Source organism: Streptomyces sp. HP-A2021, assembly GCF_022807935.1.
GTDB lineage: Bacteria > Actinomycetota > Actinomycetes > Streptomycetales > Streptomycetaceae > Streptomyces > Streptomyces afghaniensis.
Genome location: NZ_CP094344.1, coordinates 8363759 through 8385022 on the forward strand (window position 1 = coordinate 8363759; position 21264 = coordinate 8385022).

The 21264-nt window shown below is 72.5% G+C and carries 22 protein-coding genes; 13 read left to right on the forward strand and 9 right to left on the reverse strand.

All coding sequences use genetic code 11. From position 1 onward, the window contains the following. Nucleotides 1-72: 72 nt before the first annotated feature. Nucleotides 73-423: a hypothetical protein gene (locus MQE23_RS37840; protein ID WP_020277347.1), complete on the forward strand. Its 351-nt coding sequence runs from the start codon at nucleotides 73-75 to the stop codon at nucleotides 421-423. On the opposite strand, the gene MQE23_RS37845 is transcribed toward MQE23_RS37840, so the two are convergent. Both MQE23_RS37845 and MQE23_RS37850 read right to left on the reverse strand, forming a co-directional pair. After that, entirely contained in the window at nucleotides 412-1698 is a 1287-nt protein-coding gene (locus tag MQE23_RS37845) for an SWF or SNF family helicase (protein WP_243381480.1), read from the reverse strand. The two genes, MQE23_RS37840 and MQE23_RS37845, sit on opposite strands and share 12 nt — an antisense overlap. Then, nucleotides 1695-4493 (reverse strand): DEAD/DEAH box helicase, encoded by a 2799-nt coding sequence (locus MQE23_RS37850; protein WP_243381481.1) that lies wholly within the window; start codon nucleotides 4491-4493, stop codon nucleotides 1695-1697. The genes MQE23_RS37845 and MQE23_RS37850 overlap by 4 nt, the downstream gene beginning before the upstream one ends. A 289-nt stretch (nucleotides 4494-4782) precedes the next feature. Here MQE23_RS37850 and MQE23_RS37855 point away from each other — a divergent pair, with 289 nt between their 5' ends. After that, complete coding sequence (locus MQE23_RS37855; RefSeq protein WP_037674045.1) at nucleotides 4783-4965, forward strand: hypothetical protein; 183 nt, start codon at nucleotides 4783-4785, stop codon at nucleotides 4963-4965. A gap of 85 nt (nucleotides 4966-5050) precedes the next feature. Here the strand turns inward: MQE23_RS37855 and MQE23_RS37860 are convergent, their stop codons facing one another. Further along, nucleotides 5051-5905 (reverse strand): hypothetical protein, encoded by an 855-nt coding sequence (locus MQE23_RS37860; protein WP_020277343.1) that lies wholly within the window; start codon nucleotides 5903-5905, stop codon nucleotides 5051-5053. A 135-nt stretch (nucleotides 5906-6040) separates the two neighbouring features. Continuing rightward, nucleotides 6041-6337: a hypothetical protein gene (locus MQE23_RS37865; protein ID WP_037674042.1), complete on the reverse strand. Its 297-nt coding sequence runs from the start codon at nucleotides 6335-6337 to the stop codon at nucleotides 6041-6043. Between the two features lie 99 nt (nucleotides 6338-6436). Here MQE23_RS37865 and MQE23_RS37870 point away from each other — a divergent pair, with 99 nt between their 5' ends. Then, on the forward strand, nucleotides 6437-7339 hold the full coding sequence (locus MQE23_RS37870; protein ID WP_020277341.1) for an oxygenase MpaB family protein: 903 nt from the start codon (nucleotides 6437-6439) through the stop codon (nucleotides 7337-7339). A gap of 33 nt (nucleotides 7340-7372) precedes the next feature. On the opposite strand, the gene MQE23_RS37875 is transcribed toward MQE23_RS37870, so the two are convergent. After that, nucleotides 7373-7972, reverse strand: coding sequence for a methyltransferase domain-containing protein (locus MQE23_RS37875; RefSeq protein ID WP_037674048.1), 600 nt, complete (start codon nucleotides 7970-7972; stop codon nucleotides 7373-7375). 152 nt (nucleotides 7973-8124) lie between these two features. Between MQE23_RS37875 and MQE23_RS37880 the strand changes: the two genes are divergently transcribed. The 5 genes from MQE23_RS37880 (at nucleotide 8125) to MQE23_RS37900 (ending at nucleotide 13114) form a co-directional block, all read left to right on the forward strand. Further along, nucleotides 8125-8898, forward strand: a complete 774-nt coding sequence (locus MQE23_RS37880) for an MHYT domain-containing protein (protein WP_020277339.1) — start codon at nucleotides 8125-8127, stop codon at nucleotides 8896-8898. A 140-nt stretch (nucleotides 8899-9038) separates the two neighbouring features. Further along, nucleotides 9039-11564 carry a nitrate- and nitrite sensing domain-containing protein gene (locus tag MQE23_RS37885; RefSeq protein WP_243381482.1) on the forward strand — a complete coding sequence of 842 codons (2526 nt, stop codon included), beginning with the start codon at nucleotides 9039-9041 and terminating at the stop codon, nucleotides 11562-11564. Then, nucleotides 11561-11998, forward strand: coding sequence for a roadblock/LC7 domain-containing protein (locus MQE23_RS37890; protein ID WP_020277336.1), 438 nt, complete (start codon nucleotides 11561-11563; stop codon nucleotides 11996-11998). The genes MQE23_RS37885 and MQE23_RS37890 overlap by 4 nt, the downstream gene beginning before the upstream one ends. Before the next feature lie 22 nt (nucleotides 11999-12020). Next, nucleotides 12021-12431: a DUF742 domain-containing protein gene (locus MQE23_RS37895; RefSeq protein ID WP_010040964.1), complete on the forward strand. Its 411-nt coding sequence runs from the start codon at nucleotides 12021-12023 to the stop codon at nucleotides 12429-12431. Nucleotides 12432-12508: 77 nt separating this feature from the next. Next, complete coding sequence (locus MQE23_RS37900; RefSeq protein ID WP_059418962.1) at nucleotides 12509-13114, forward strand: ATP/GTP-binding protein; 606 nt, start codon at nucleotides 12509-12511, stop codon at nucleotides 13112-13114. A gap of 22 nt (nucleotides 13115-13136) precedes the next feature. Here the strand turns inward: MQE23_RS37900 and MQE23_RS37905 are convergent, their stop codons facing one another. Further along, nucleotides 13137-13565: a PPOX class F420-dependent oxidoreductase gene (locus MQE23_RS37905; protein ID WP_037674035.1), complete on the reverse strand. Its 429-nt coding sequence runs from the start codon at nucleotides 13563-13565 to the stop codon at nucleotides 13137-13139. A 104-nt stretch (nucleotides 13566-13669) separates the two neighbouring features. Here MQE23_RS37905 and MQE23_RS37910 point away from each other — a divergent pair, with 104 nt between their 5' ends. The 4 genes from MQE23_RS37910 (at nucleotide 13670) to MQE23_RS37925 (ending at nucleotide 16381) form a co-directional block, all read left to right on the forward strand. Further along, complete coding sequence (locus MQE23_RS37910; protein WP_020277333.1) at nucleotides 13670-14083, forward strand: roadblock/LC7 domain-containing protein; 414 nt, start codon at nucleotides 13670-13672, stop codon at nucleotides 14081-14083. Between the two features lie 126 nt (nucleotides 14084-14209). Further along, the gene (locus MQE23_RS37915) at nucleotides 14210-15100 is read left to right on the forward strand and encodes a DUF6397 family protein (protein ID WP_020277332.1); all 891 of its coding nucleotides are present in this window, start codon (nucleotides 14210-14212) and stop codon (nucleotides 15098-15100) included. Nucleotides 15101-15213: 113 nt separating this feature from the next. Then, entirely contained in the window at nucleotides 15214-15585 is a 372-nt protein-coding gene (locus tag MQE23_RS37920; RefSeq protein ID WP_243381483.1) for a VOC family protein, read from the forward strand. A gap of 10 nt (nucleotides 15586-15595) precedes the next feature. Beyond that, entirely contained in the window at nucleotides 15596-16381 is a 786-nt protein-coding gene (locus MQE23_RS37925) for a DNA-formamidopyrimidine glycosylase family protein (protein WP_243381484.1), read from the forward strand. Between the two features lie 211 nt (nucleotides 16382-16592). On the opposite strand, the gene MQE23_RS37930 is transcribed toward MQE23_RS37925, so the two are convergent. Then, nucleotides 16593-17465, reverse strand: coding sequence for an acyl-CoA thioesterase II (locus MQE23_RS37930; RefSeq protein ID WP_020277329.1), 873 nt, complete (start codon nucleotides 17463-17465; stop codon nucleotides 16593-16595). A gap of 37 nt (nucleotides 17466-17502) precedes the next feature. Then, on the reverse strand, nucleotides 17503-20016 hold the full coding sequence (locus MQE23_RS37935) for a DEAD/DEAH box helicase (protein ID WP_243381485.1): 2514 nt from the start codon (nucleotides 20014-20016) through the stop codon (nucleotides 17503-17505). Between the two features lie 144 nt (nucleotides 20017-20160). Between MQE23_RS37935 and MQE23_RS37940 the strand changes: the two genes are divergently transcribed. Next, a complete protein-coding gene (locus MQE23_RS37940) occupies nucleotides 20161-20955 on the forward strand; it encodes a metal-dependent hydrolase (protein WP_243381486.1) in 795 nt (264 codons plus the stop codon). Between the two features lie 28 nt (nucleotides 20956-20983). Here MQE23_RS37940 and MQE23_RS37945 read toward each other — a convergent pair whose 3' ends face one another. Next, nucleotides 20984-21229: a type B 50S ribosomal protein L31 gene (locus tag MQE23_RS37945; RefSeq protein WP_020277326.1), complete on the reverse strand. Its 246-nt coding sequence runs from the start codon at nucleotides 21227-21229 to the stop codon at nucleotides 20984-20986. Nucleotides 21230-21264: the final 35 nt, after the last annotated feature.

Consider the following 21264-nt stretch of genomic DNA (forward strand, 5'->3'; position numbering starts at 1 on the left):
CCACGCCATGAGCCCGTATCAACTTCCGTGCGCCCCTCCCGCCTCGAGCGGGGCGCGGCGACTCTGGTCGGTATGGCCATGCCACCCGTACCGCCTCATCCGCCAGGGCCTCCCCGGCGCCGGAATCCCCTGCTCGTCCTGCTCGCCGTGCTCGTGGCCGTCGCAGCCGTGGCCGTCGTGGTGCTGATGGCCAGGGGCAGCGACGACTCGGCGGACCGGGAGCCGCCCGCCGAGAGCACGAGCCCCACCCCCGCCCCGTCCTTCGGCATTCCCACAAAGTTGCCCACAAAGCTGCCCACCGAGTTGCCCAGCAACCTGCCGACCCGGCTGCCGTCGGGCTTTCCCAGCGGGCTGCCGAGCGGTCTGCCCAGCGACCTCGAATCGCTCCTGCCGTCCCTGGACACCGGCGAGCTACTGCCCTGAGCCCGGAGCAGCCGCGTCTGCGGCGGCGAGTTCCGCCGACGTCAGTGCCGTCGCCGGATCCTGTGCGGCGCCTCCCGAGGGCAGCCAGCGGCCGCGCTCCTTGTGGTACGGCCACCACCGGCCGTCCCGGCCGAGGCGCAGCTGGACCGGTGCGCCGACGACCGTCCAGCGGTTGCCCCGCGCCTGCAGCTCCGGCCGCTCGTCCGTGTCCCAGGCCGACTCCAGTGCGGCACGCGCGCGTGCGAGCGTCCCGCCCTGTGCCTTCCACTCCTCGTCGAGCACGGCCAGCGCGGCCGTACCGCCGTGCCGCCAGGCACGGACCGCCGCCGCGAGCCCCTCCCGGCCGCGTCCCGACCCGTCGGCCAGACGGTCCGCCACCTCCTGCCCGGGGTCGCCCGCGGCCAGCCGTACGGCGTCTTCCGAGACGGTCGGGTCCGCGTCGGAAGGGTGCCGTTCGGCCGTGTCCCGGAGTGCCTCGGCGAGCAGGCGGTGGGCCTGTACGGCGGTCCGAGCGGCCAGGAACTCCAGCGCGGCCGGGTCGATGCCCGGGGCGGGCGGCGTCTCGGTGTCCAGGGACGGCGGCACCCCCGGCTCATCGGGGAGTGCGGGCAGGGGCGGCAGCGGAGGCAGGATGTCACCGGCCGCGTACGCCTCGGCCGCGTCCACGCCCTCCTGGCCGGAACGCACCGTGGCTGCAGCGGCGCCGCTGCGCGACTGGAGAGCGTGCAGCAGGGTGGCTTCGTCGCGTCCCCGCATCAGAAGCAGGACGAAGGGGTCCTGGTCCAGCAGGCGTGCCACCTGGTAGCAGAGCGCCGCCGTGTGCCCGCAGTGGTCCCAGGCTCCGCAGCCGCACTCCGGCTCCAGATCGCCCAGGCCCGGCAGCAGTTCGACGCCCGCGGCCGCCGCGTCCTCGACCAGGTGCGGCGGCATCTCCCGGTCCAGCAGCGCCGCCACGTGACCGGCCCGCTCGACGGCCATGTCCAGGAAGTGGTCCCACTGTCCGGGCGAGAGCTCCGCCAGCAGGACGTCGGCCCGGTGTGCCGTGCGGTCACGGTCCTGGACGACGGCCGTGAGCCGCCCGGGGCGCACCGACACCGCGCCGACCGCTCCCGCGCGGGCGAGCCGGCGACCCGTCCTCAGCTGCGCCGAGTCAAGTGCCGTGTCCTCCAGCGCCTTCAGCCAGGCCTGGCCCCACCAGGTCTGTGCGAAGCCCCGCCCGTGCGCGGGCGGCAGCGCGGCGAACGTGCGCTCCTTGTCACCGTCGTGCCGAGTCATCGCAGACCCCCTCGTAGTGCGACCAGATCCGCCAGTTCCGCGTCCGTCAGCTCCGTGAGGGCGGCCTCGCCGGAGCCGAGGACCGCGTCGGCCAGCTCCCGTTTACGGGCCAGCAGTTCGGCGATGCGGTCCTCGATGGTTCCCTCGGCGACGATCCGGTGCACCTGCACGGGCCGGGTCTGGCCGATGCGGTAGGCGCGGTCGGTCGCCTGGGCCTCCACTGCCGGGTTCCACCAGCGGTCGTAGTGCACGACGTGCTCGGCCCGGGTGAGGTTCAGGCCGGTGCCCGCCGCCTTCAACGACAGCAGGAACACGGGCACTTCACCGTCCTGGAAGCGCCGCACCATGGCCTCGCGCTGGGCGACGGGCGTCCCGCCGTGCAGGAACTGAGAGGGCGTGCCGCGGGCGGCCAGGTGCCGTTCGAGGAGGCGGGCCATCTGCACGTACTGCGTGAAGACCAGTACGCCCGCCTCCTCGGCGAGGATCGTGTCGAGCAGTTCGTCCAGCAGCTCCAGCTTCCCGGAGCGTCCGGCGATCACCGGCCGCTCCTCCTTGAGGTACTGCGCCGGGTGGTTGCAGACCTGCTTGAGTCCGGTCAGCAGCTTCACGATCAGTCCGCGGCGCGCCATGCTGTCCGCGCCGGCGATCTCCGCGAGCGCCTCGCGCACCACGGCCTCGTACAGGGCTGCCTGCTCCTGGGTGAGCGACACGGCGTGGTCGGTCTCCGTCTTCGGCGGCAGCTCGGGGGCGATCCCCGGGTCCGACTTGCGGCGCCGGAGCAGGAACGGCCGTACGAGCCGGGCCAGCCGGTCGGCCGCGGCCGGGTCCTGACCGCCCTCGACGGCCTCCGCGTACCGCCTGCGGAAGGTGCCGAGCCGGCCCAGCAGCCCCGGAGTCGTCCAGTCGAGGATCGCCCACAGCTCCGACAGGTTGTTCTCCACCGGGGTGCCGGTGAGCGCCACACGCGCGCGTGCGCCGATCGAACGCAGGGCCCGCGCGGTCGAGGAGTGCGGGTTCTTCACGTGCTGGGCCTCGTCCGCCACGAGCATGCCCCACGGCACTCCGGCGAGCCGGGGGGCGTCCAGGCGCATCGTGCCGTACGTGGTGAGCACGAACTCCCCGTCGGCCAGGCCGTCGAGGCCGCGCCGCGCGCCGTGGAAGCGCCGCACGGGTGTGCCGGGGGCGAACCGCTCGATCTCCCGTTGCCAGTTGCCCATCAGGGACGTCGGGCAGACCACCAGGGTGGGCCCGGCGGACCGGGCGTCGGTCTGCCGGTGCAGGTGCAGGGCGATGAGTGTGATCGTCTTGCCGAGCCCCATGTCGTCGGCGAGGCAGCAGCCGAGGCCCAGCGAGGTCATCCCGGCGAGCCAGTTCAGGCCCCGCCGCTGGTAGTCCCGCAGGGTGGCGGCGAGGGCAGCCGGCTGCTCCACGGGCTGCTGCGCCTCGGGGTCCGCGAGCCGCTCCCGCAGGGCCGCCAGCCATCCGGTGGGCCGCACCTCGACCCGGCGGCCGTCCACCTCGGCCCAGCCCGTCAGCGCCGCACCCAGCGCGTCCACCGGCGTCACCTTGTGGTCCTGCCGGGAGCGGGCCAGGCGGACCTCCTGAGGGTCGACCAGGACCCACTGGTCGCGCAGCCGCACCACGGGGCGCTTGGCCTCGGCGAGCCGGTCCAGCTCTTCGCGGCTCAGCCGCCGGTCGCCCAGCGCGAACGACCAGTCGAAGGCGAGCAGCGCGTCGGCGGACAGGAACGACGGCATGGCCGGGAAGACCTGACCGGGCTCCGGCTCGTCGTCGGAAGGCCCCACCTCCGCGCGTGTGGTGAGCTCCCGGGTCAGCCCCTTCGGCCAGTGCACGTCCACTCCGGCCGCAGCCAGCGCCCGGGCGCCCGCACCGAGCAGCTCGGTGACCTCCTCGTCGGCGAGCTCGACCGCGTCCGGCACGGTCGCCGACAGCAGGGGCGTGAGCGGGGCCCAGGCCCGGGCCGCGCGGCGCAGGGCGAGCAGCGCGTCCATCCGCGCGCGCGGGCCGAAGGCCTCGCCCCCGGCGCCGGCCCAGATGTCCGCGGCGTCCGCGACGAGCGCGGGATCGCTCACGCTGTGCACCTGGAGCACGGCCCGGAACGTCACGTCCGCGTCGTCGTCCGCAGCGTCCGTCAGGCCGTCCGTCTCGATCCGCAGCGACAGCCGCACCCCCGCGTCGTGGCCCGCGGCGACATCGGCGGCCCACGCGCGCTGCTCGGGCAGACGCACCGGCTCGGGCGACGCGTAGGCGGGTCCGCCGGTGACCAGCGGTGCGGCGGGGGAGCGGGGCAGGGTGTCGGCGACCGCGTCGAGGAAGGCGCGCAGCAGCCGCTCCGGGTCGGGGAGCCGCAGCGGCCCGGCGCCCGCCAGTGGGACGGCGTGCGCCTCGGGCGGCATCGCGGCGGCAAGGTGCCGCACGGCTTCGACGTCCTGGGCGCGCAGGGGGCCCGCCCGCCAGGCGTCGTGGTCGCCCGGGGACAGCCCCGGCAGCAGCAGTCCGCGCGCCACGAGGTGCAGGACGTGCGCGGCCGCCGCGCCCCAGAACACGGTGGACCGGTGCCCATGAGCTTCGGCACGCGCACGTGTGAGGACCGGCAGGGCCGCGCGCACCGGCAGCACAACCGCGGGCACACTCAGCGGCTCTACGCCGTCATCGCCGGGCACGACGACGGTCAGGTCAGCGGTGGACGCCGACGTCACGGTCGGCGGGGCCTCGCCGTCGGGTCGCCAGAAGGCGACGCTGCCGGTTCGGGCCGGGTCGCCGGGCACGAACACGGTGCGGAAGTGGGCCAGTTCGGGGAACTCGGAGGAGGGTGCCGGGGGAGTCGGATGCTCGGCTATGGCTGATTCCTCAAATTTGACTAGTAGGTCGGAGTCGCCGAGGGTACAGCACTTCCGGCGCACACGGGTATGACTGGGGTGTGACCTGGGTCACTATGAGTAGGTCAGGGGTGTGTAGGGGGCGCACCTCAGGGATGTCTCAGGGTCGCGGTCCGGAACTGCCGCAAGCGCGGGCCCGTTTTCGAGACAGAGAGCGGCAGTGGCCGCGAAGGAGGCGACAGTCATGTCGAAGAACGCCAAGATCGCCGTAGGCGGTGTGGCGGTCGGGCTCATCCTGTTGATCTGGCTGCCCTGGTGGGCCGCGCTTTTGATCATTCTGGGAGTCCCGGCTGCCGCGTATCTCACATTGGACCCCTCACAGCGGCGCAGGCTGCGCCGCGCCACCCGCAAGGAGCTGGGCCGTTGACGCGCCGCTGACCGGCGCGGCCGAAGGCCGCACCGGCACCGGTCATACGGCCCACGGGCTCGCACCGGCCGTACGTCCCACCGGCTCAGTTCGGCCGTACGGCCATCTTGTCGAGGGCCTCGAGAAGACCCGGCAGCTCCGGCCCCCGCCCCACCGGAAGGACCTCGCCGGGTTCCTCGTCGAGCAGCACGAAGGCGATGTCGTCGGTCCTGGCCACGAGCGACCAGCCGGGGCCGTCGGCCCGCAGGGTCCGCGCGTCACCCGGCGCGAACGACGACCGGACCCGGCCCAGCGGCGGCGGCGAGTCGATGTAGGTGCGGGCCTCCGCGAGGACGCGCCGGATGCCGCTGTGGCCCTGCCCGTTCCCCCCGCCTCCGCCCGGACCCTCGGCCGCCGCGCCTGCGTCGCCCGGTGCCGCCGAGGACCCCGGCGCGGGAAAGGCGGAGTCGTCGACCTGTTCCCGCCACGTCGCCCACTGGAGCGCGATCTCGTCCGCGCCCAGGCGCCGCTGGGCGGGGCCCCAGACGGTGGTGTCCGGCGGAGCCAGCGGGGGCCGGTCGTCGGCCTCCGGGCCGGGATCGTGCGGCGCGGGCACTCCCGGCGCCGCGACGGCGACCGCGAGGGGCCAGCCGGGCAGCGCCGCGACGACCGTGCGCTCGTCGGGTGACAGCTCGTACTCCATCCCGCAGTCCCAGGACGCGATCGCGACGGCCACCAGGGAGACGTCGTCGATGACCACGGTCCACCGGGCGCCGTCGCCGTCCTGGCCGAGCACCAGCCCGTATCCGTCGGCGAGCGGCGCGAGGCCGAGCGCCGCGCACGCCTCCGGATAGTCGTCGCCCAGCACGCTCGGGAACTTCGCCGGCGTCAGCAGCACCGCCGTGAGCACATAGAGCGCATCGTCCGCGGCGGCGACGGTGTCCTCTTCCGTCCCGGCCATCCCAGCCTCCCCATCGGTTCGTCCACCGGCGCGCACCCTAGTGTGCGCGGAAGCCCCTTGTCACGGCCCCGTGAGCACACGCGGAGCTGCCGTTTCCCGGCGGACGGGGCGAATCGGCCGTCCCGGCAGGGCCTGTCACTCCGCGGGCAGCCCCAGCAACTCACGGGCCACGGTCCGCGGTGACTGACCGCGTTCCCGGGCGAGCGCGATGACGGCCCGGCAGGCCAGCTCGTTCACCCCGAACGACAGCGCCTCGGGCGACACCCAGCCGGCCGCCTCGTCCGCCCGCTCCTGGTCGTCCTCCGCGCTGGCCGTGACGTAGACCGCGGCCGCCTCGAAAAGATTGTGCGGACGCTTGTCCTCGCCGGCCTTCGGTTCCGTGCGCAGGGCATGAGCGACTCTGCCTCCGGCCTTGCGGACCTTGCCCCACATGCTGACCACCTTTGCCCCTGTGCGGATGTCCCGCCGTGCCGGTCATCTTCCGGACTACAACGTAAAGTTGCAATCCGGTGGCAGAAGGGGGACGGCACTGTGGAGCGCTTCGCGCGGCTGGAACAGATGCGGCGGATGGACCCGTACCGGCAGGCCACGGAGATCTACCGGCTGAGCGTGGCGTACGAGTTCCCGTGGGACTTCACCCGCGCCCTGGAGCTGGCCCTGTACCGCACCTACGCCGTCCCGAGCATCGGCCGGCTGCTCGCCGAGACGGCGGAGCTCACGGAGCGGACGCAGAAGCGCTACGACGACACGTCGCTGCTCCTGGACGCCGTGGTCGAGCACGGCTTCGGCAGCGACCAGGGCAGGACCGCGATCCGCCGCATCAACCAGATGCACCGCAGCTACGACATCAGCGACGACGACATGCGCTACGTGCTCTGCACGTTCGTCGTGATGCCCAAGCGGTGGATCGACGCCTACGGGTGGCGCAGGATGTCGCGCCACGAGATCGTCGCCAGTGTCGTCCACTACCGCACGCTGGGCCGGCACATGGACATCAAGGACATCCCGGAGACCTACGAGGAGTTCGAGACCTGCCTCGACAGCTACGAGGCGGCCCACTTCGCCTGGGACGAGCAGGCCCGGCGGGTCTCGGACGCCACGCTCGACCTGATGGCCTCCTGGTACCCGGGCCCGCTCGCCCCGCTGCTGCGCACCACGACCCTCGCGCTGCTCGACGACTCGCTGCTGCGTGCCTTCCGCTACACCCCGCCGAGCGCCGCCACGCGTGCGTGGGTGCGCCGCGCGGTACGGCTGCGGGGCCGCGCCGTCCGGCTGCTGCCGCCCCGGCGCGCCCCGCACTTCGCCCGGCAGAACTGGGAGATCAAGGGCTACCCGTACGGGTACCGGCTCGCCGACCTGGGCACGCGCCCGGTGCCGGGCGTCCGGGGCTGTCCCGTGCGGCACGTGGCGGCGTCGGACACCGAGGCCGGGTGACGCGGCTGCTCAGTCCTCGCGGACGGCGGCTGGTCAGTCCTCGCGGACAGAGAGCGCCAGGAAACGGGAGTCCTCGTCGACGTACGACGTCAGGCGCCACCCCGAACCGGCCAGCAGCGGCCGGAGGTTGGGCTCGGCGCGCAGGTCGTCCGGGGTGAGCGAGCGGCCGTGGCGCACGGCCAGGGCCGCCCTGCCGATCGGGTGGAACAGCGCGAGCACACCGCCGGGACGCACCACGCGTGCCAGCTCCCGCAGGTTCTCGGCCGGACTCGGCAGGTGCGAGATCAGGCCCGCCCCGAACACGGCGTCCAGCGAGTGTGAGCGCAGCGGCAGCGCGGCGACGTCCGCGAGCAGCAACGCCCCGTCACGATTCCGTCCGGCCCGCACGGCCTCCCGCAGCATGGCCGGGGTCAGATCGGCTCCGAGGACCACTCCCGAGGGCCCCACGGCGGCACGCAGCGGCGGCAGGGCGCGTCCGGTGCCGCACCCCGCGTCGAGCACGCGGTCGCCCCTGCGCAGTCCGAGTTCGGCGACCGCGGCCGCGTAGGCCGGACCGTCGTCGGGGAACCGGCTGTCCCAGTCGGCGGCGCGGGCGGTGAAGAACTCCTGGACACGCGTCTGGTCGTCGCTCATGTACGGCATGATTCCTCACCGGCACGGATGACGCCTCAGTGCACACGTTCGAGCGTGACTCGATCGTTCCGGTACATCCTTGCGTCATATTCCAACACCTTTCGAAATGCGCCCCCTTCGCGCGCCCCTGCCGGGTCTAGCGTCCCGGAGCCATGGGACACCTGGACCACGCCGCCCTGGGGTGGCTGACACCCGCGCTGTCGTACGTGATGGCCTGCACGGGCGCCGCGCTCGGACTGCGCTGCACCGTCCGCGCGCTCGCCGCCACCGGGCGCTCGCGCCGCAACTGGCTCGTCACCGCCGCCTCGGCGATCGGCACCGGCATCTGGACCATGCACTTCGTGGCCATGCTCGGTTTCAGCGTCGCCGGCACCGATATCCGCTACGACGTGCCGCTCACCCTGCTGAGCCTGCTCGTCGCCATGGTCGTCGTCTGCGCCGGCGTCTTCGCCGTCGGCTACAGCCGGGACCGCGGCCGGGCCCTGCTGATCGGCGGGCTCACCACCGGCCTCGGTGTCGCGAGCATGCACTACCTGGGCATGGCGGCCGTCCGCCTGCACGGTGACGTGACCTATGACCCGGTGCTCGTCGGGCTCTCCGTCCTGATCGCCGTCGTCGCCGCGACGGCGGCGCTGTGGGCGGCGCTCAACATCAAGTCGCCCGTCGCGGTCACCATCGCCTCCCTGATCATGGGCGCGGCCGTCAGCAGCATGCACTACACCGGGATGTTCGCGGTGAGCGTGCGCGTGACGCCCTCCGGGGAGGCACTGCCCGGGGCCACGGCGATGCAGTTCATCTTCCCCCTCGCCGTCGGCCTCGGGTCCTACCTCTTCCTGACCTCCGCCTTCGTCGCGCTGTCGCCGACAGCTGGGGAGCGTGAGGCGTCCGCGTCGGCCCAGCGGCCGGTCGGGAGCGCCGCCCGTTAGCCGCGACCGGGCCCGGCGGGGCAGGCGACAGGCCCTGCGGACGGCACGCCCCGCGGTCCGGACGGCAGACCCCGAAGCCCCGGACGGCACGCCCTGAAGCCGGGGTGACACGCCCCGAACCACCCCCGAGCGAGGAGTTCATGCGTACACCCCGTAGGACCCCCACGGCCGGCGCCGAGGCGCCGCCCCCGCCCGTGCGCGGTCGCCGCGCGCACGCCGGACCACCGGCCGACGAGGACGGCGAGGCCCCCTCGGAGGCCGCACCGGACGCAGCGGGCACGCGCGCGGAGCGCTGGCACATACGGCCCCGGACCGTGCGCGCCAAGATCGTCTGCCTGCTGATGGTGCCGGTCGTCTCCCTCCTGGCCCTGTGGGCCCACGCCACCGTCACCACCGCCCAGGACGTCTCCCGGCTGCGGCAGGTCCAGCGCGTGGACGCCACGGTCCGAGCCCCCGTCTCCGCCGCGGTCGCCGCCCTCCAGGCGGAACGCGGGGCCGCCGTGCGCCAGGCCACCGACCCCTCCGCCGCGAACGCCGACGAGCTGGACGACCTCGCCCGGCGCACCGACCGGGCCGTCGCGAAACTGCGGCTCGACGAGGACAGCACCGTCGCCGACAGCGAGGAGTTGCCCGCCGGAGTCGCCCGCCGGCTCGAGGCGTTCGTCACGGGTGCCGGGCAACTGCGCGCCCTGCGGACCGAGGTGCGGGACCGGCGCGCGGGCTGGGCCGAGACGTACAGCCGCTACACCCGGACCATCTCGGAGGCTCTCGGCGTCGGCGGTGCCCTCACCGGCATACAGGACGCCGACCTCGGCTCCGACGCGCGCGTGCTGCTCGAATTCTCCCGCGCGGGCGAGGCGTTGGCCCGGGAGGACGCCCTGTTGGCGAGCGCCCGCCTGTCCGGCACCCTGACCGGGGAGCGGCTTCGGCTCTTCACCGGCGCCGTCGAGCTGCGCCGCACCCTGACCGAGTCGGCCGTCGCCGACCTGCGCGGCACCGAACGTTCCGCGTGGAACGCCCTGACCGACAGCAGCTCCTACGCCGGGCTGGGCGACGCCGAGGACGCGATCCTCGCCGCCGGACCGGGCGCCAAGGCGATCGAGGCGGCGCCCGGAAGCACCTGGAACACCGCCCACGCGCGCGTGCAGAACGGCATGCGCACGATCGAGGACGACGCCGCACGAGCCGTCGCGCAGCGGGCCGACCCGTTCACCCGGGGACTGCTCACCCCGGCCGGCGCGGCCGTCCTGCTCGGTCTCGCCGCCGTCGCCGCCTCGCTCGTCATCTCCGTACGCATCGGCCGCGGCCTCGTGGTGGAGCTCGTGAGCCTGCGCAACGGCGCCCTGGAGATAGCCCGGCGCAAACTCCCCGAGGCGATGCGGAGACTGCGCGCGGGCGAGGAGATCGACATCCGCGCCGAGGCACCGCCGGGACCGGCCGCCGAGGACGAGACCGGGCAGGTCGCCGAGGCCCTCGGCACCGTCCACCGGGCCGCGCTGCGGGCCGCCGTGGAGCGCGCGGAACTCGCCAGCGGCATCTCCGGCGTCTTCGTCAACCTCGCCCGCCGCAGCCAGATCCTCGTCCACCGGCAGCTGAGCCTCCTCGACAGCATGGAACGCCGCTCCGACGACCCGAACGAACTGAGCGACCTCTTCCGCCTCGACCACCTCACCACCCGCATGCGGCGCCACGCCGAGAGCCTGATCATCCTCTCCGGAGCGGCCCCCGGCCGGGCCTGGCGCATGCCCGTCTCCCTGACCAACGTGGTCCGCGCGGCCGTCTCGGAAGTGGAGGACTACGCGCGCGTGGAGGTACGGCAACTCCCCGAGGCGGCCGTCGTCGGCGCGGCCGTCGCCGACCTCACGCACCTGCTGGCCGAGATCATCGAGAACGCCGCACAGTTCTCGCCGCCCCACACGCGTGTGCGCATCACCGGCGAACCCGTCGGCAACGGCTACGCCGTCGAGGTCGAGGACCGCGGCCTCGGCATGGGCAAGGAGACCCTCGCCGAGGCCAACCGCCGCATCGAGCAGTCCGAGGCGCTCGACCTGTTCGACAGCGACCGGCTCGGCCTGTTCGTGGTCAGCAGGCTCGCCGCCCGGCACGGCGTCAAGGTCCACCTGAGGACCTCGCCGTACGGCGGCACCACGGCGGTCGTCCTGGTGCCCACCGCCCTGCTGCACACCGGGGCCGCGGCACGCTCCCACGGTGAAGCGGTGCACGCGCGGCAGCCCGAGGAGCGCGCCCACGCGCGCGTGCCCGACGACCTCCCGCGTCAGGACACCGTCCACGACGCCGTCCCCGCACCGGCCGACCGGCGCTCCCTGGTGGCTCCCGTCCCGGCTGTCGCGGAGTCCACGAGCCACACCACACCCCCAGGAGTCGCCACCTTGCGACTGCACCGGCCCCAGGAGCAGCCCGAAGACTCCGACGACCTCCCGCGTCGCGTACGGCAGGCCAGCCTCGCGCCCCAACTGCGCGAGGGGCGCCCCGAGGAGCCGCCGCCCTCGGCCGCAGCCCGGGACGACGAACGCACGCCCGAGGCCGTCCGGGACCGCATGGCGGCCTACCGCGCAGGCTGGGCGCGCGGCGGAGGCAGGCAACCCGGCCGGGGAACCACTCCCGGCCCGACGGGCAGCGACAGCAGCGAAGGAGACCCCGCATGATCCAGGATCCGAGCACGCATTCCGCCCGGAGCTCCGGCGAACTCGACTGGCTGCTGGACGATCTGGTGCTCCGCGTGAGCGAGATACGGCACGCCGTGGTGCTGTCCAACGACGGCCTCGCCGTGGGCGCCTCGACCGACCTGCGCCGCGAGGACGCCGAACACCTCGCCGCGGTCGCCTCGGGCTTCCACAGCCTCGCCAAGGGAGCCGGGCGGCACTTCGGTGCCGGCGGTGTCCGCCAGACCATGGTGGAGATGGACGAGGGCTTCCTGTTCGTGGCCGCCGCGGGCGACGGCTCCTGCCTCGCCCTCCTCACCGCCGTGACCGCCGACATCGGCCTCGTGGCCTACGAGATGGCACGCCTGGTCAAACGCGTCGGCGAGCACCTCGGCACCGCGCCCCGCGTCGGCGCCCGGCCACCCGCCGCCGGATGAACCGAGAGGGCGGTCCGCGCAGATGACCGAGGACATGACGGGCACCCCGGCCGAGCAGGGCAGCCAGTGGTACGACAACGAGGCCGGCCCGCTCGTACGCCCCTACGCCATGACGGGCGGACGCACCCGGCCCGGACCCACCGGCGTGCGGTTCGACCTGATCGCCCTGGTCACGCTGGACCCGGCCGCACCCGGAGTGGACGACGCCCCGCTCGGGCCGGAACACCGCAACCTCCTCGACCTGTGCCGTACGGAGACCCAGTCGGTCGCCGAACTCGCCGCGGGCGCCGACCTGCCCGTGGGCGTCGTCCGGGTCCTCCTCGGCGACCTCCTGGAACTGGGCTGCGTCACCGTCAGCCGCCCCGTGCCGCCGGCGCAACTGCCCGACGAGCGCATTCTGCGCGAGGTGATCGCAGGACTGAGGGCGCTGTAGTCGCACGCACACCATCCCCGTACTCACCTCAACTCCCCTCACCTCACCCTTGCCGGCACTCCAGAGAGAAGTGATCAATGGTCTCCGAGCACTCCGACGCCACCGGCGGCGAGGCCTCCGCACTGGCGTTGAAGATTCTGGTCGCCGGCGGATTCGGCGTGGGCAAGACCACCCTGGTCGGCGCCGTCAGCGAGATCCGGCCGCTGCGCACCGAGGAACTGCTCAGCGAAGCGGGCCAGTTGGTGGACGACACCGACGGCGTGGACCACAAGACCACCACGACCGTCGCCATGGACTTCGGACGCATCACCATCCGCTCCGGCCTCTCCCTGTACCTGTTCGGCACGCCGGGCCAGGACCGGTTCTGGTTCCTGTGGGACGAGTTGTCTCAAGGGGCACTCGGCGCGGTCGTCCTCGCCGACACCCGGCGCCTGGAGGACTGTTTCCCCGCGGTCGACTACTTCGAGCACCGGCGCATCCCGTTCGTGGTGGCCGTCAACTGCTTCGCGGGCGCCCGGCGGCACGGCGCCCCGGACGTCTCGCGCGCCCTCGACCTCGACCGGGGGACGCCCGTGGTGCTGTGCGACGCCCGGGACCGCGACTCGGGGAAGGAGGTGCTGATCCGGCTCGTCGAGTACGCCGGGCGGATGCACACCGCCCGGCTCCTCGACTCGGTCGGATGACCGGAAAGATCGGGTCCCGTGGTCAGTCCGCGACGTCCCGCTCCGCGAGGACCCTGTCGATGGCGACCCGGACGAGGAGTTCGCCCGGGACGCCGTTGCGGGCACCGAACTCCTCGGCGCGGTCCTCGCCCATGTACCGGGCGCCGATGCGGGTGGCCCAATGGCGTATCTCGTCGAGGTCCTCCGAGACCCGGGCGCTCCCCTGCACGACCACGAAGGAGAACGGCGGCCGGTCGTCGTCCACACACAGGGCGACCCGGCCGTCACGGGTGAGATTGCGCCCCTTCACGGTGTTCTTGCCGGTGTTGAACACCAGCTCGTCGCCGTCCAGGACGAACCAGATCGGGGCCACGTGCGGGCTCCCGTCGGCCCGGACCGTGGAGAGCTTTCCGGTGCGGGTGCCGTAGGAAACGAACTTCCGCCATTGCGCGTCGGTCATCTTCTCTGCCATGGCTCCCATCCTCCTTGCCCCGGCAGCGGTCGTGGGGAAGGCTGGCGTGGAGATCCTCCGGCCAGGAGGAGAATCGCACGGGGAGAAAACGGGGAGATCGGAACATGGCGCAGAACCAGGGACTGGACTGGCTGCTGGACGACCTGACCGAGCGCGTCCACCAGGTGCGGCACGCACTGGTCCTGTCCAACGACGGCCTGGTGACAGGGGCGAGCACCGGACTGCGCCGCGAGGACGCGGAGCACCTCGCGGCCGTGTCGTCCGGACTGCACAGCCTGGCCAAGGGCTCGGGACGGCACTTCGGCGCGGGCAGCGTACGCCAGACGATGATCGAGTTCGACGACGCGGTGCTCTTCGTCACCGCCGCCGGAACGGGCAGTTGTCTGTGCGTGCTCAGTGGCGCGGAGGCCGACATCGGCCAGATCGCCTACGAGATGACCCTGCTGGTCAACCGGGTCGGCGAGCACCTCGACGTGGATGCGCGCCAGCCCGAACGGAAACCGGAAACAGACGTCTGACCTGGGGGTTCGTCGTCCCCCGCGGAGTTATCCACAGGCTCGCCACGAGATCCGCCGAAGCGGCTACGGTTTTTTCACGGCGACCGCACACGGCGTGAGCCGCTGACTCCACGGGGGAGACCGACCATGTCAGGCACCATCGCGAAATCCGACCGCCTCACCTGCGCCCCGAGCCGGGCCGCCCGCGAACTCGACCTCAGGAGGGGCGACTTCGACCTGGCGGTGAATCTCGGACTCATCCGGACCGTTCCCGACGAAGGAGGCGGAGGCCGACGGGTCGCCCGCGCCGAGATCGACCGGCTGCGCGCCGAGGACGGCTTCCCGGACGCACTGCGCGAGCGCGTCGCGACCGTGGGCACCCATGAGGGCGCCGAGATCATGGACGTGACGCCCACCAGGTTCACGAACCTCGCGCGCTTCGGCCTGCTCGTGCCCGTACGGTTCTATCTGAACCGCTACCGCACCGTCGTCTGGCTCTATCCGGCCGAGGAACTACGGCAGTTCGCGGCCGAGAAGAGCAACGCCCGGCTGCTGACCGGCCGCATGCCCGCGCAAGTGCGGGAAGGACTGAAGGCAAAGCTGGACCGGCGGCCCCGCAACTGGCGGGGACGGCACGTCGGGTTCCTGCTGCGGCAGGCGGGAGACGACCCGTGGGCGCACGCGGCGGCCGTCGCCTGCCTCCTCGACCCGGCCGATGTGGCGGACGTCGTCGCGGATCCGTACGAGCGCGACCACCTGAACCGCTGCCGTCCCCGGCTCCCGGCACACGGCGCGCCCGGCTCACCCACCGCCGAGCGCGCCCAGAAGCTCATGACGGCGAGCGAGCCGGACGAAGTGGCCTGGTTCCGTGCCGACCTCGCCCACACGATGGAAACGGCCCGAAGGCAACACCCGGCACCACGCCCGGCCCCGGAACCGGCCCTGGAGCAGGAGGACCCCCCGGCACCCGAGGACCACACCCCTTCCCACGGCCTCCTGGGCTGGCTGCGCCGCAGAGGCCGGCGGCCCACGGGGTGACCGTGCCCCCTGCCGGGGCGGAGTGCGCGGGCACCGCTGTCCGCCCGATGAGCGATGAGTTTCCGGATGCGTCCCGGTCCGACCTGTGAGGAGATTATGTCCGGGAGGCGATCATGTTCGGTACGACGAAGGCATACAGCGGGTTCTCCGTGAACGACATCGAGGCGGCCAGGACCTTCTACGGCGACACCCTGGGACTCCGCGTCTCGGAAGAGCACGGCATGCTGATCCTGCACATCGCGGGTGACCGGGACATCCTGGTCTACCCGAAACAGGACCACACCCCGGCGACGTACACCATCCTCAACTTCCCCGTCGACGACATCGAGGCGGCGGTCGACGAGCTGAGCAGAAGGGGGGTGCGTTTCGAGCGCTACGACCACCTCAAGGCGGACGACAAGGGCATCTTCCGCGGCGGTGGCCCGCTGATCGCCTGGTTCACCGACCCGGCGGGGAACGTGCTGTCCGTCCTCCAGGAAACCTGACACGCCGGTCATGCCCGAGCTGCCCGACGTCGAGGGCTTCCGGCAGGTGCTCGAGTCCTGTGCGAAGGGACGGGTCGTGCGGCGTGTCGAGGTACGGGACGCGGGCGTCCTGCACGGCGTCGGGGTGCGGGGCCTGCGTGACGCGCTGGAGGGACGGCGGTTCGGCACACCGGAGCGGCATGGCAAGTGGCTGCTCGCCCGCACCGGCGGCCCCACCCTCGTGCTGCACTTCGGCATGACCGGCCGACTGGTCTGCGCTCGCCCCGAGGACGCCGTCGAGGTCCACGACCGTGTGCTGTTCACCCTGAGCGGCAACCGTCAGCTGCGCTTTCGTGACCAGCGCAAACTCCAGGGGCTGTGGCTGGCCCACGACGACTCCGATCTCGACCGGCTGCTTCAGCGGCAGGGCCCGGACGCGATGGCGGTGGGCCGCACGGAGTTCGAGGCCGTGCTCTCGGCGCGCCGCGGACACCTGAAGACCGCGCTCACCGACCAGTCCGTCCTGGCCGGCCTCGGCAATCTGCTCGCCGACGAGATCCTCTGGCGCGCCCGGCTGCGCCCCGACCGCCGGGCGCGGGAGCTCACCCAGGACGACCGTCGTCAGCTGTACAGCGAGATGCGCAGAACCCTGCGGTCCGCCGTCAAGGCCGGGTGCGTGCCGCCGCGGGACTCCTGGCTCACCGGACATCGTGACGACCCCGACCCCAGATGCCCGCGCTGCGGCAGCGGCCTGCGCCGGTCCCGGATGGCGGGCCGTGGCACGGTGTGGTGCCCGGGGTGCCAGCCGGACGGGTGATCGGACCGGGGGGTCGGTCACTCGCCGAGGGCCACTGGAAGCGAGGTCGGTCGCTGGTGGTGTCGGTCGCTGGGGGCGAGGTCGGTCGCCGGGCCAGCGTGGTCACCTCCCGGTCGACGAGCGCGTGACGCCGGCGGTGCCTCTCCTGCCATGGTCGCCGGAACCGGCACACGCGCGATCGGAGCCGCGCATCGCCCCCTCGCGGTGGGGTTCAGCCCAGCTTCCTGAACAACCCCTCCTGCACGACCGACACGACCAGCCGGCCCTCACGGTCGTAGATCCGGCCCCGGGCCAGACCGCGTCCGCCGACCGCGATGGGCGACTCCTGGTCGTACAGCAGCCAGTCGTCCGCGCGGAACGGGCGGTGGAACCACATGGCGTGGTCCAGTGACGCCATGTCGAAGCCCCGCGGGCCCCACAGCGGCTCGACCGGGATGCGGACGGCGTCCAGGAGGGTCATGTCGCTGGCGTAGGTGAGGGCGCAGGTGTGCACGAGCGGGTCGTCACCCAGCGGCCCGACCGCGCGCATCCACACGGCGCTGCGCGGCTCGGCGTCCGCGACCTCGTCGGTGGTCCAGCGCAGCCGGTCCACATAGCGGATGTCGAAGGGCTGGCGGCGGGCCATCCGCTCCAACTGCTCGGGCAGTGCGCCCAGATGCTCCCGGATCTCGTCCGTGACCGTGGGCAGTGACTCCGGGTCCGGGACCTTGCGGGCGGGCGGCAGCTGGTGCTCGAAGCTGCCCTCCTCCGGCTTGTGGAAGGAGGCGGTGAGATTGAAGATCGTGCGGCCCTGCTGCACGGCCGTGACCCGGCGGGTCGTGAACGACCGCCCGTCGCGCACCCGCTCGACCTGGTAGACGATCGGCACGCCCGGGATGCCGGGGCGCAGGAAGTACGCGTGCAGCGAGTGCACGGGACGGTCGCCGTCCGTGGTACGGCCGGCGGCGACCATCGCCTGGCCCGCCACCTGGCCGCCGAAGACTCGCTGGAGGGACTCCTGTGGGCTGCGGCCACGGAAGATGTTGACCTCGATCTGCTCCAGATCGAGCAGGTCGACCAGTCTCTCGGCAGGGTTCGTCGTCATCGGTGAGAATCTCCTGTGCTCGCTGCTGCCCGGCCGTTCACAGCTGGCCGACGTCGGTGACCCGGACGACCGCGCGCCCCTCCGCGTCGGAGGCCGTGAGGTCGACCTCCGCGCTGATGCCCCAGTCGTGGTCGCCGTTCGGATCGTGGAAGATCTGCCGGACCCGCCACAGGGCGTTCTCCGGCTCCTCCTCGATGATCAGCAGTTTGGGGCCGCGGGCGTCGGGGCCGGTGCCGAGGTCGTCGTACTCGTCCCAGTACTTGTCCATCGCCTCGCCCCAGGCGTCGGCGTCCCAGCCGGACTCCGCGTCCATCTCGCCGAGCTCCCCGACCTGGTCGAGGGCGGCCAGCTCGACCCGGCGGAACATGGCGTTGCGGACCAGGACACGGAAAGCGCGCGCGTTGGCGGTGACCGGCTTGACCTCGTCGGCCTTCTCCTGGGCCTCCTCGGCGGTCATCTCCTCCGGGTTGGCCAGCTGCTCCCACTCGTCCAGCAGGCTGGAGTCGACCTGGCGCACCATCTCGCCCAGCCACTCGATCAGGTCCTGCAGGTCCTCGGACTTGAGGTCGTCCGGCACGGTGTGGTCGAGGGCCTTGTAGGCGCTGGCCAGGTAGCGCAGCACGATGCCCTCGGTGCGGGCCAGCTCGTAGTGGGACACCAACTCCGTGAAGGACAGCGCCCGTTCGTACATGTCACGGATGACCGACTTCGGCGACAGCGGATGATCGCCGACCCAGGGGTGGCTCTTGCGGTACGTGTTGTACGCGTGGAAGAGCAGCTCCTCCAGCGGCTTCGGGTACGTGATGTCCTGAAGGCGCTCCATGCGCTCCTCGTACTCCACGCCGTCCGCCTTCATCTGGGCCACGGCCTCGCCGCGCGCCTTGTTCTGCTGGGCGGCGAGGATCTGCCGGGGGTCGTCCAGCGTGGACTCCACGACCGACACCATGTCCAGCGCGTACGACGGCGACTCCGGGTCCAGCAGTTCGAACGCGGCCAGTGCGAACGTGGACAGCGGCTGGTTGAGCGCGAAGTCCTGCTGGAGGTCGACGGTGAGGCGGACGATGCGGCCGGTCGCGTCCGGCTCGTCGAGCTTCTCGACGATGCCGCCGTCCAGCAGCGAGCGGTAGATCGCGATGGCCCGGCGGATGTGCCGCAACTGCTGCTTGCGCGGCTCGTGGTTGTCCTCCAGCAGGTGGCGCATCGCCTCGAAGGCGTTGCCGGGGCGGGCGATCACGGACAGCAGCATCGTGTGCGTCACCCGGAACCGGGAGGTCAGCGGCTCGGGTTCGGAGCCGATCAGTTTCTCGAAGGTCTGCTCCGACCATGCGACGAAGCCCTCGGGCGCCTTCTTGCGGACGACCTTGCGGCGCTTCTTCGGATCGTCGCCCGCCTTGGCGAGCGCCTTCTCGTTCTCGACGACGTGCTCGGGCGCCTGCGCGACGACGAAGCCCTCCGTGTCGTAACCGGCCCGCCCGGCACGCCCCGCGATCTGGTGGAACTCCCGGGCGCGCAGGGTGCGCACGCGGGTGCCGTCGTACTTGGTGAGGGCGGTGAACAGCACCGTGCGGATGGGGACGTTGACGCCCACGCCGAGCGTGTCCGTGCCGCAGATGACCTTCAGCAGGCCGGCCTGCGCGAGCTTCTCCACCAGGCGGCGGTACTTGGGCAGCATGCCGGCGTGATGGACGCCGATGCCGTGCCGGACGTAGCGGGAGAGGTTGCGGCCGAACTTGGTGGTGAAGCGGAAGTTGCCGATCAGCTCGGCGATCTGCTCCTTCTCCTCACGCGAGCACATGTTGATGCTCATCAGCGCCTGCGCCCGCTCCACGGCCTGCGCCTGCGTGAAGTGCACGATGTAGACGGGCGCCTGCCGCGCCGCCAGCAGGTCGGTGAGCGTCTCGGTGAGCGGCGTGTAGCGATACTCGTAGGACAGGGGCACAGGGCGGGTCGCCGAGCGGACCACCGCCGTCGGGCGGCCGGTGCGGCGGGTGAGGTCCTTCTCGAAGAAGGACACGTCGCCGAGTGTCGCCGACATCAGCACGAACTGCGCCTGCGGCAGTTCGAGGATCGGGATCTGCCAGGCCCAGCCGCGGTCGCCCTCCGCGTAGAAGTGGAACTCGTCCATCACGACCTGGCCGACGTCCGCCTGCTTGCCGTCGCGCAGCGCGATCGACGCGAGCACCTCGGCGGTGCAGCAGATCACGGGGGCGTCGGCGTTGACGGACGCGTCGCCGGTCAGCATGCCGACGTTCTCCGTGCCGAAGATCTTGCACAGTTCGAAGAACTTCTCCGACACCAGCGCCTTGATCGGGGCGGTGTAGAAGGTGACCTCGTCCCGGGCCAGCGCGGCGAAGTGCGCACCCGCCGCGATCATGCTCTTGCCGGACCCGGTGGGCGTCGACACGATCACGTTCGCGCCGGAGACCACCTCGATCAGCGCCTCCTCCTGGTGGGGATAGAGCGTGAGACCCCGCTCACCGGCCCACGACTCGAAGGCTTCGTACAGGGCGTCGGGGTCGGCGGTCCGCGGCAGCTGATCGATGAGGGTCACGCCCCCATCTTGCCTGGCCTCCCGCCCGATGCGGGAATCGGCTAGGGGCTCGAAGATCGCGAACGCTACGCTGTGTCGCCGACGGGATGTCAGCGCGCCGGTCAACTGGACAGCGGTACACGAGGAATGGGGCGGGCCACGCCGATGATGGGACCAGCACACTCACTGTCGGGCGCAGCCGCCTGGCTCGGCGTCGGTGCGGCGGCCGCCGCGGCCGGGCACCCGATGCCCTGGCCGGTCCTCCTCGTCGGCGCCCTGATCTGCGCCGGTGCCGCGCTCGCCCCGGACCTCGACCACAAGGCGGCCACCATCTCCCGGTCCTTCGGACCGCTGTCGCGCTGGCTGTGCGAGATCGTCGACAAGTTGTCGTACGCCGTCTACAAGGCCACGAAGAAGCAGGGCGACCCGCGTCGCTCCGGCGGGCACCGGACGCTCACGCACACCTGGCTGTGGGCGGTCCTGATCGGTGCGGGCACCTCGGCCGTGGCGATCACCAGCGACCGCTGGGGGGTGTTGGCGATCCTCTTCGTGCACCTGGTGCTGGCCATCGAGGGTCTGCTGTGGCGGGCGGCGCGCGGCTCCAGCAGCGACGTCCTGGTGTGGCTGCTGGCCGCGGCCACCGCGTGGATCCTCGCGGGCGTCCTGGACAAGCCGGGCAACGGCGCGGACTGGCTGTTCACGGCGCCGGGTCAGGAGTACCTCTGGCTGGGGCTGCCGGTCGTCCTGGGGGCACTCGTGCACGACCTCGGGGACGCGCTCACCGTCTCGGGCTGCCCGGTCCTGTGGCCCATACCGGTGGGGCGCAAGCGCTGGTACCCGGTCGGGCCGCCGAAGGCCTTGCGGTTCCGGGCGGGCAGCTGGGTCGAGCTCAGGGTGCTGATGCCGGTGTTCATGCTGCTCGGCGGGGTGGGCTGCGCGGCGGCGCTCAACGTCATCTGAGCGCCGGCCGCCCCGGAGAGAACCGGGCTCAGCGGCCGCCGTACCGGCGCTCGAACGCGGCGACCCGGCCCTCCGAGTCCACCGTGCGGGCCTTGCCCGTGTAGAAGGGGTGGCTCTCCGAGGAGATCTCCACGTCCACGACCGGGTAGGTCTCGCCGTCGTCCCACTCGATGGTCTGGTCGCTGGTCGCGGTGGACCGGGTCAGGAACGCGTAACCGGCGGCCCGGTCGCGGAAGACGACGGGGTGGTATTCGGGGTGCTTGTCCTGCTGCATGGATGCTCCTCGTGCGGCTCGGGTCGGGCTTGCGA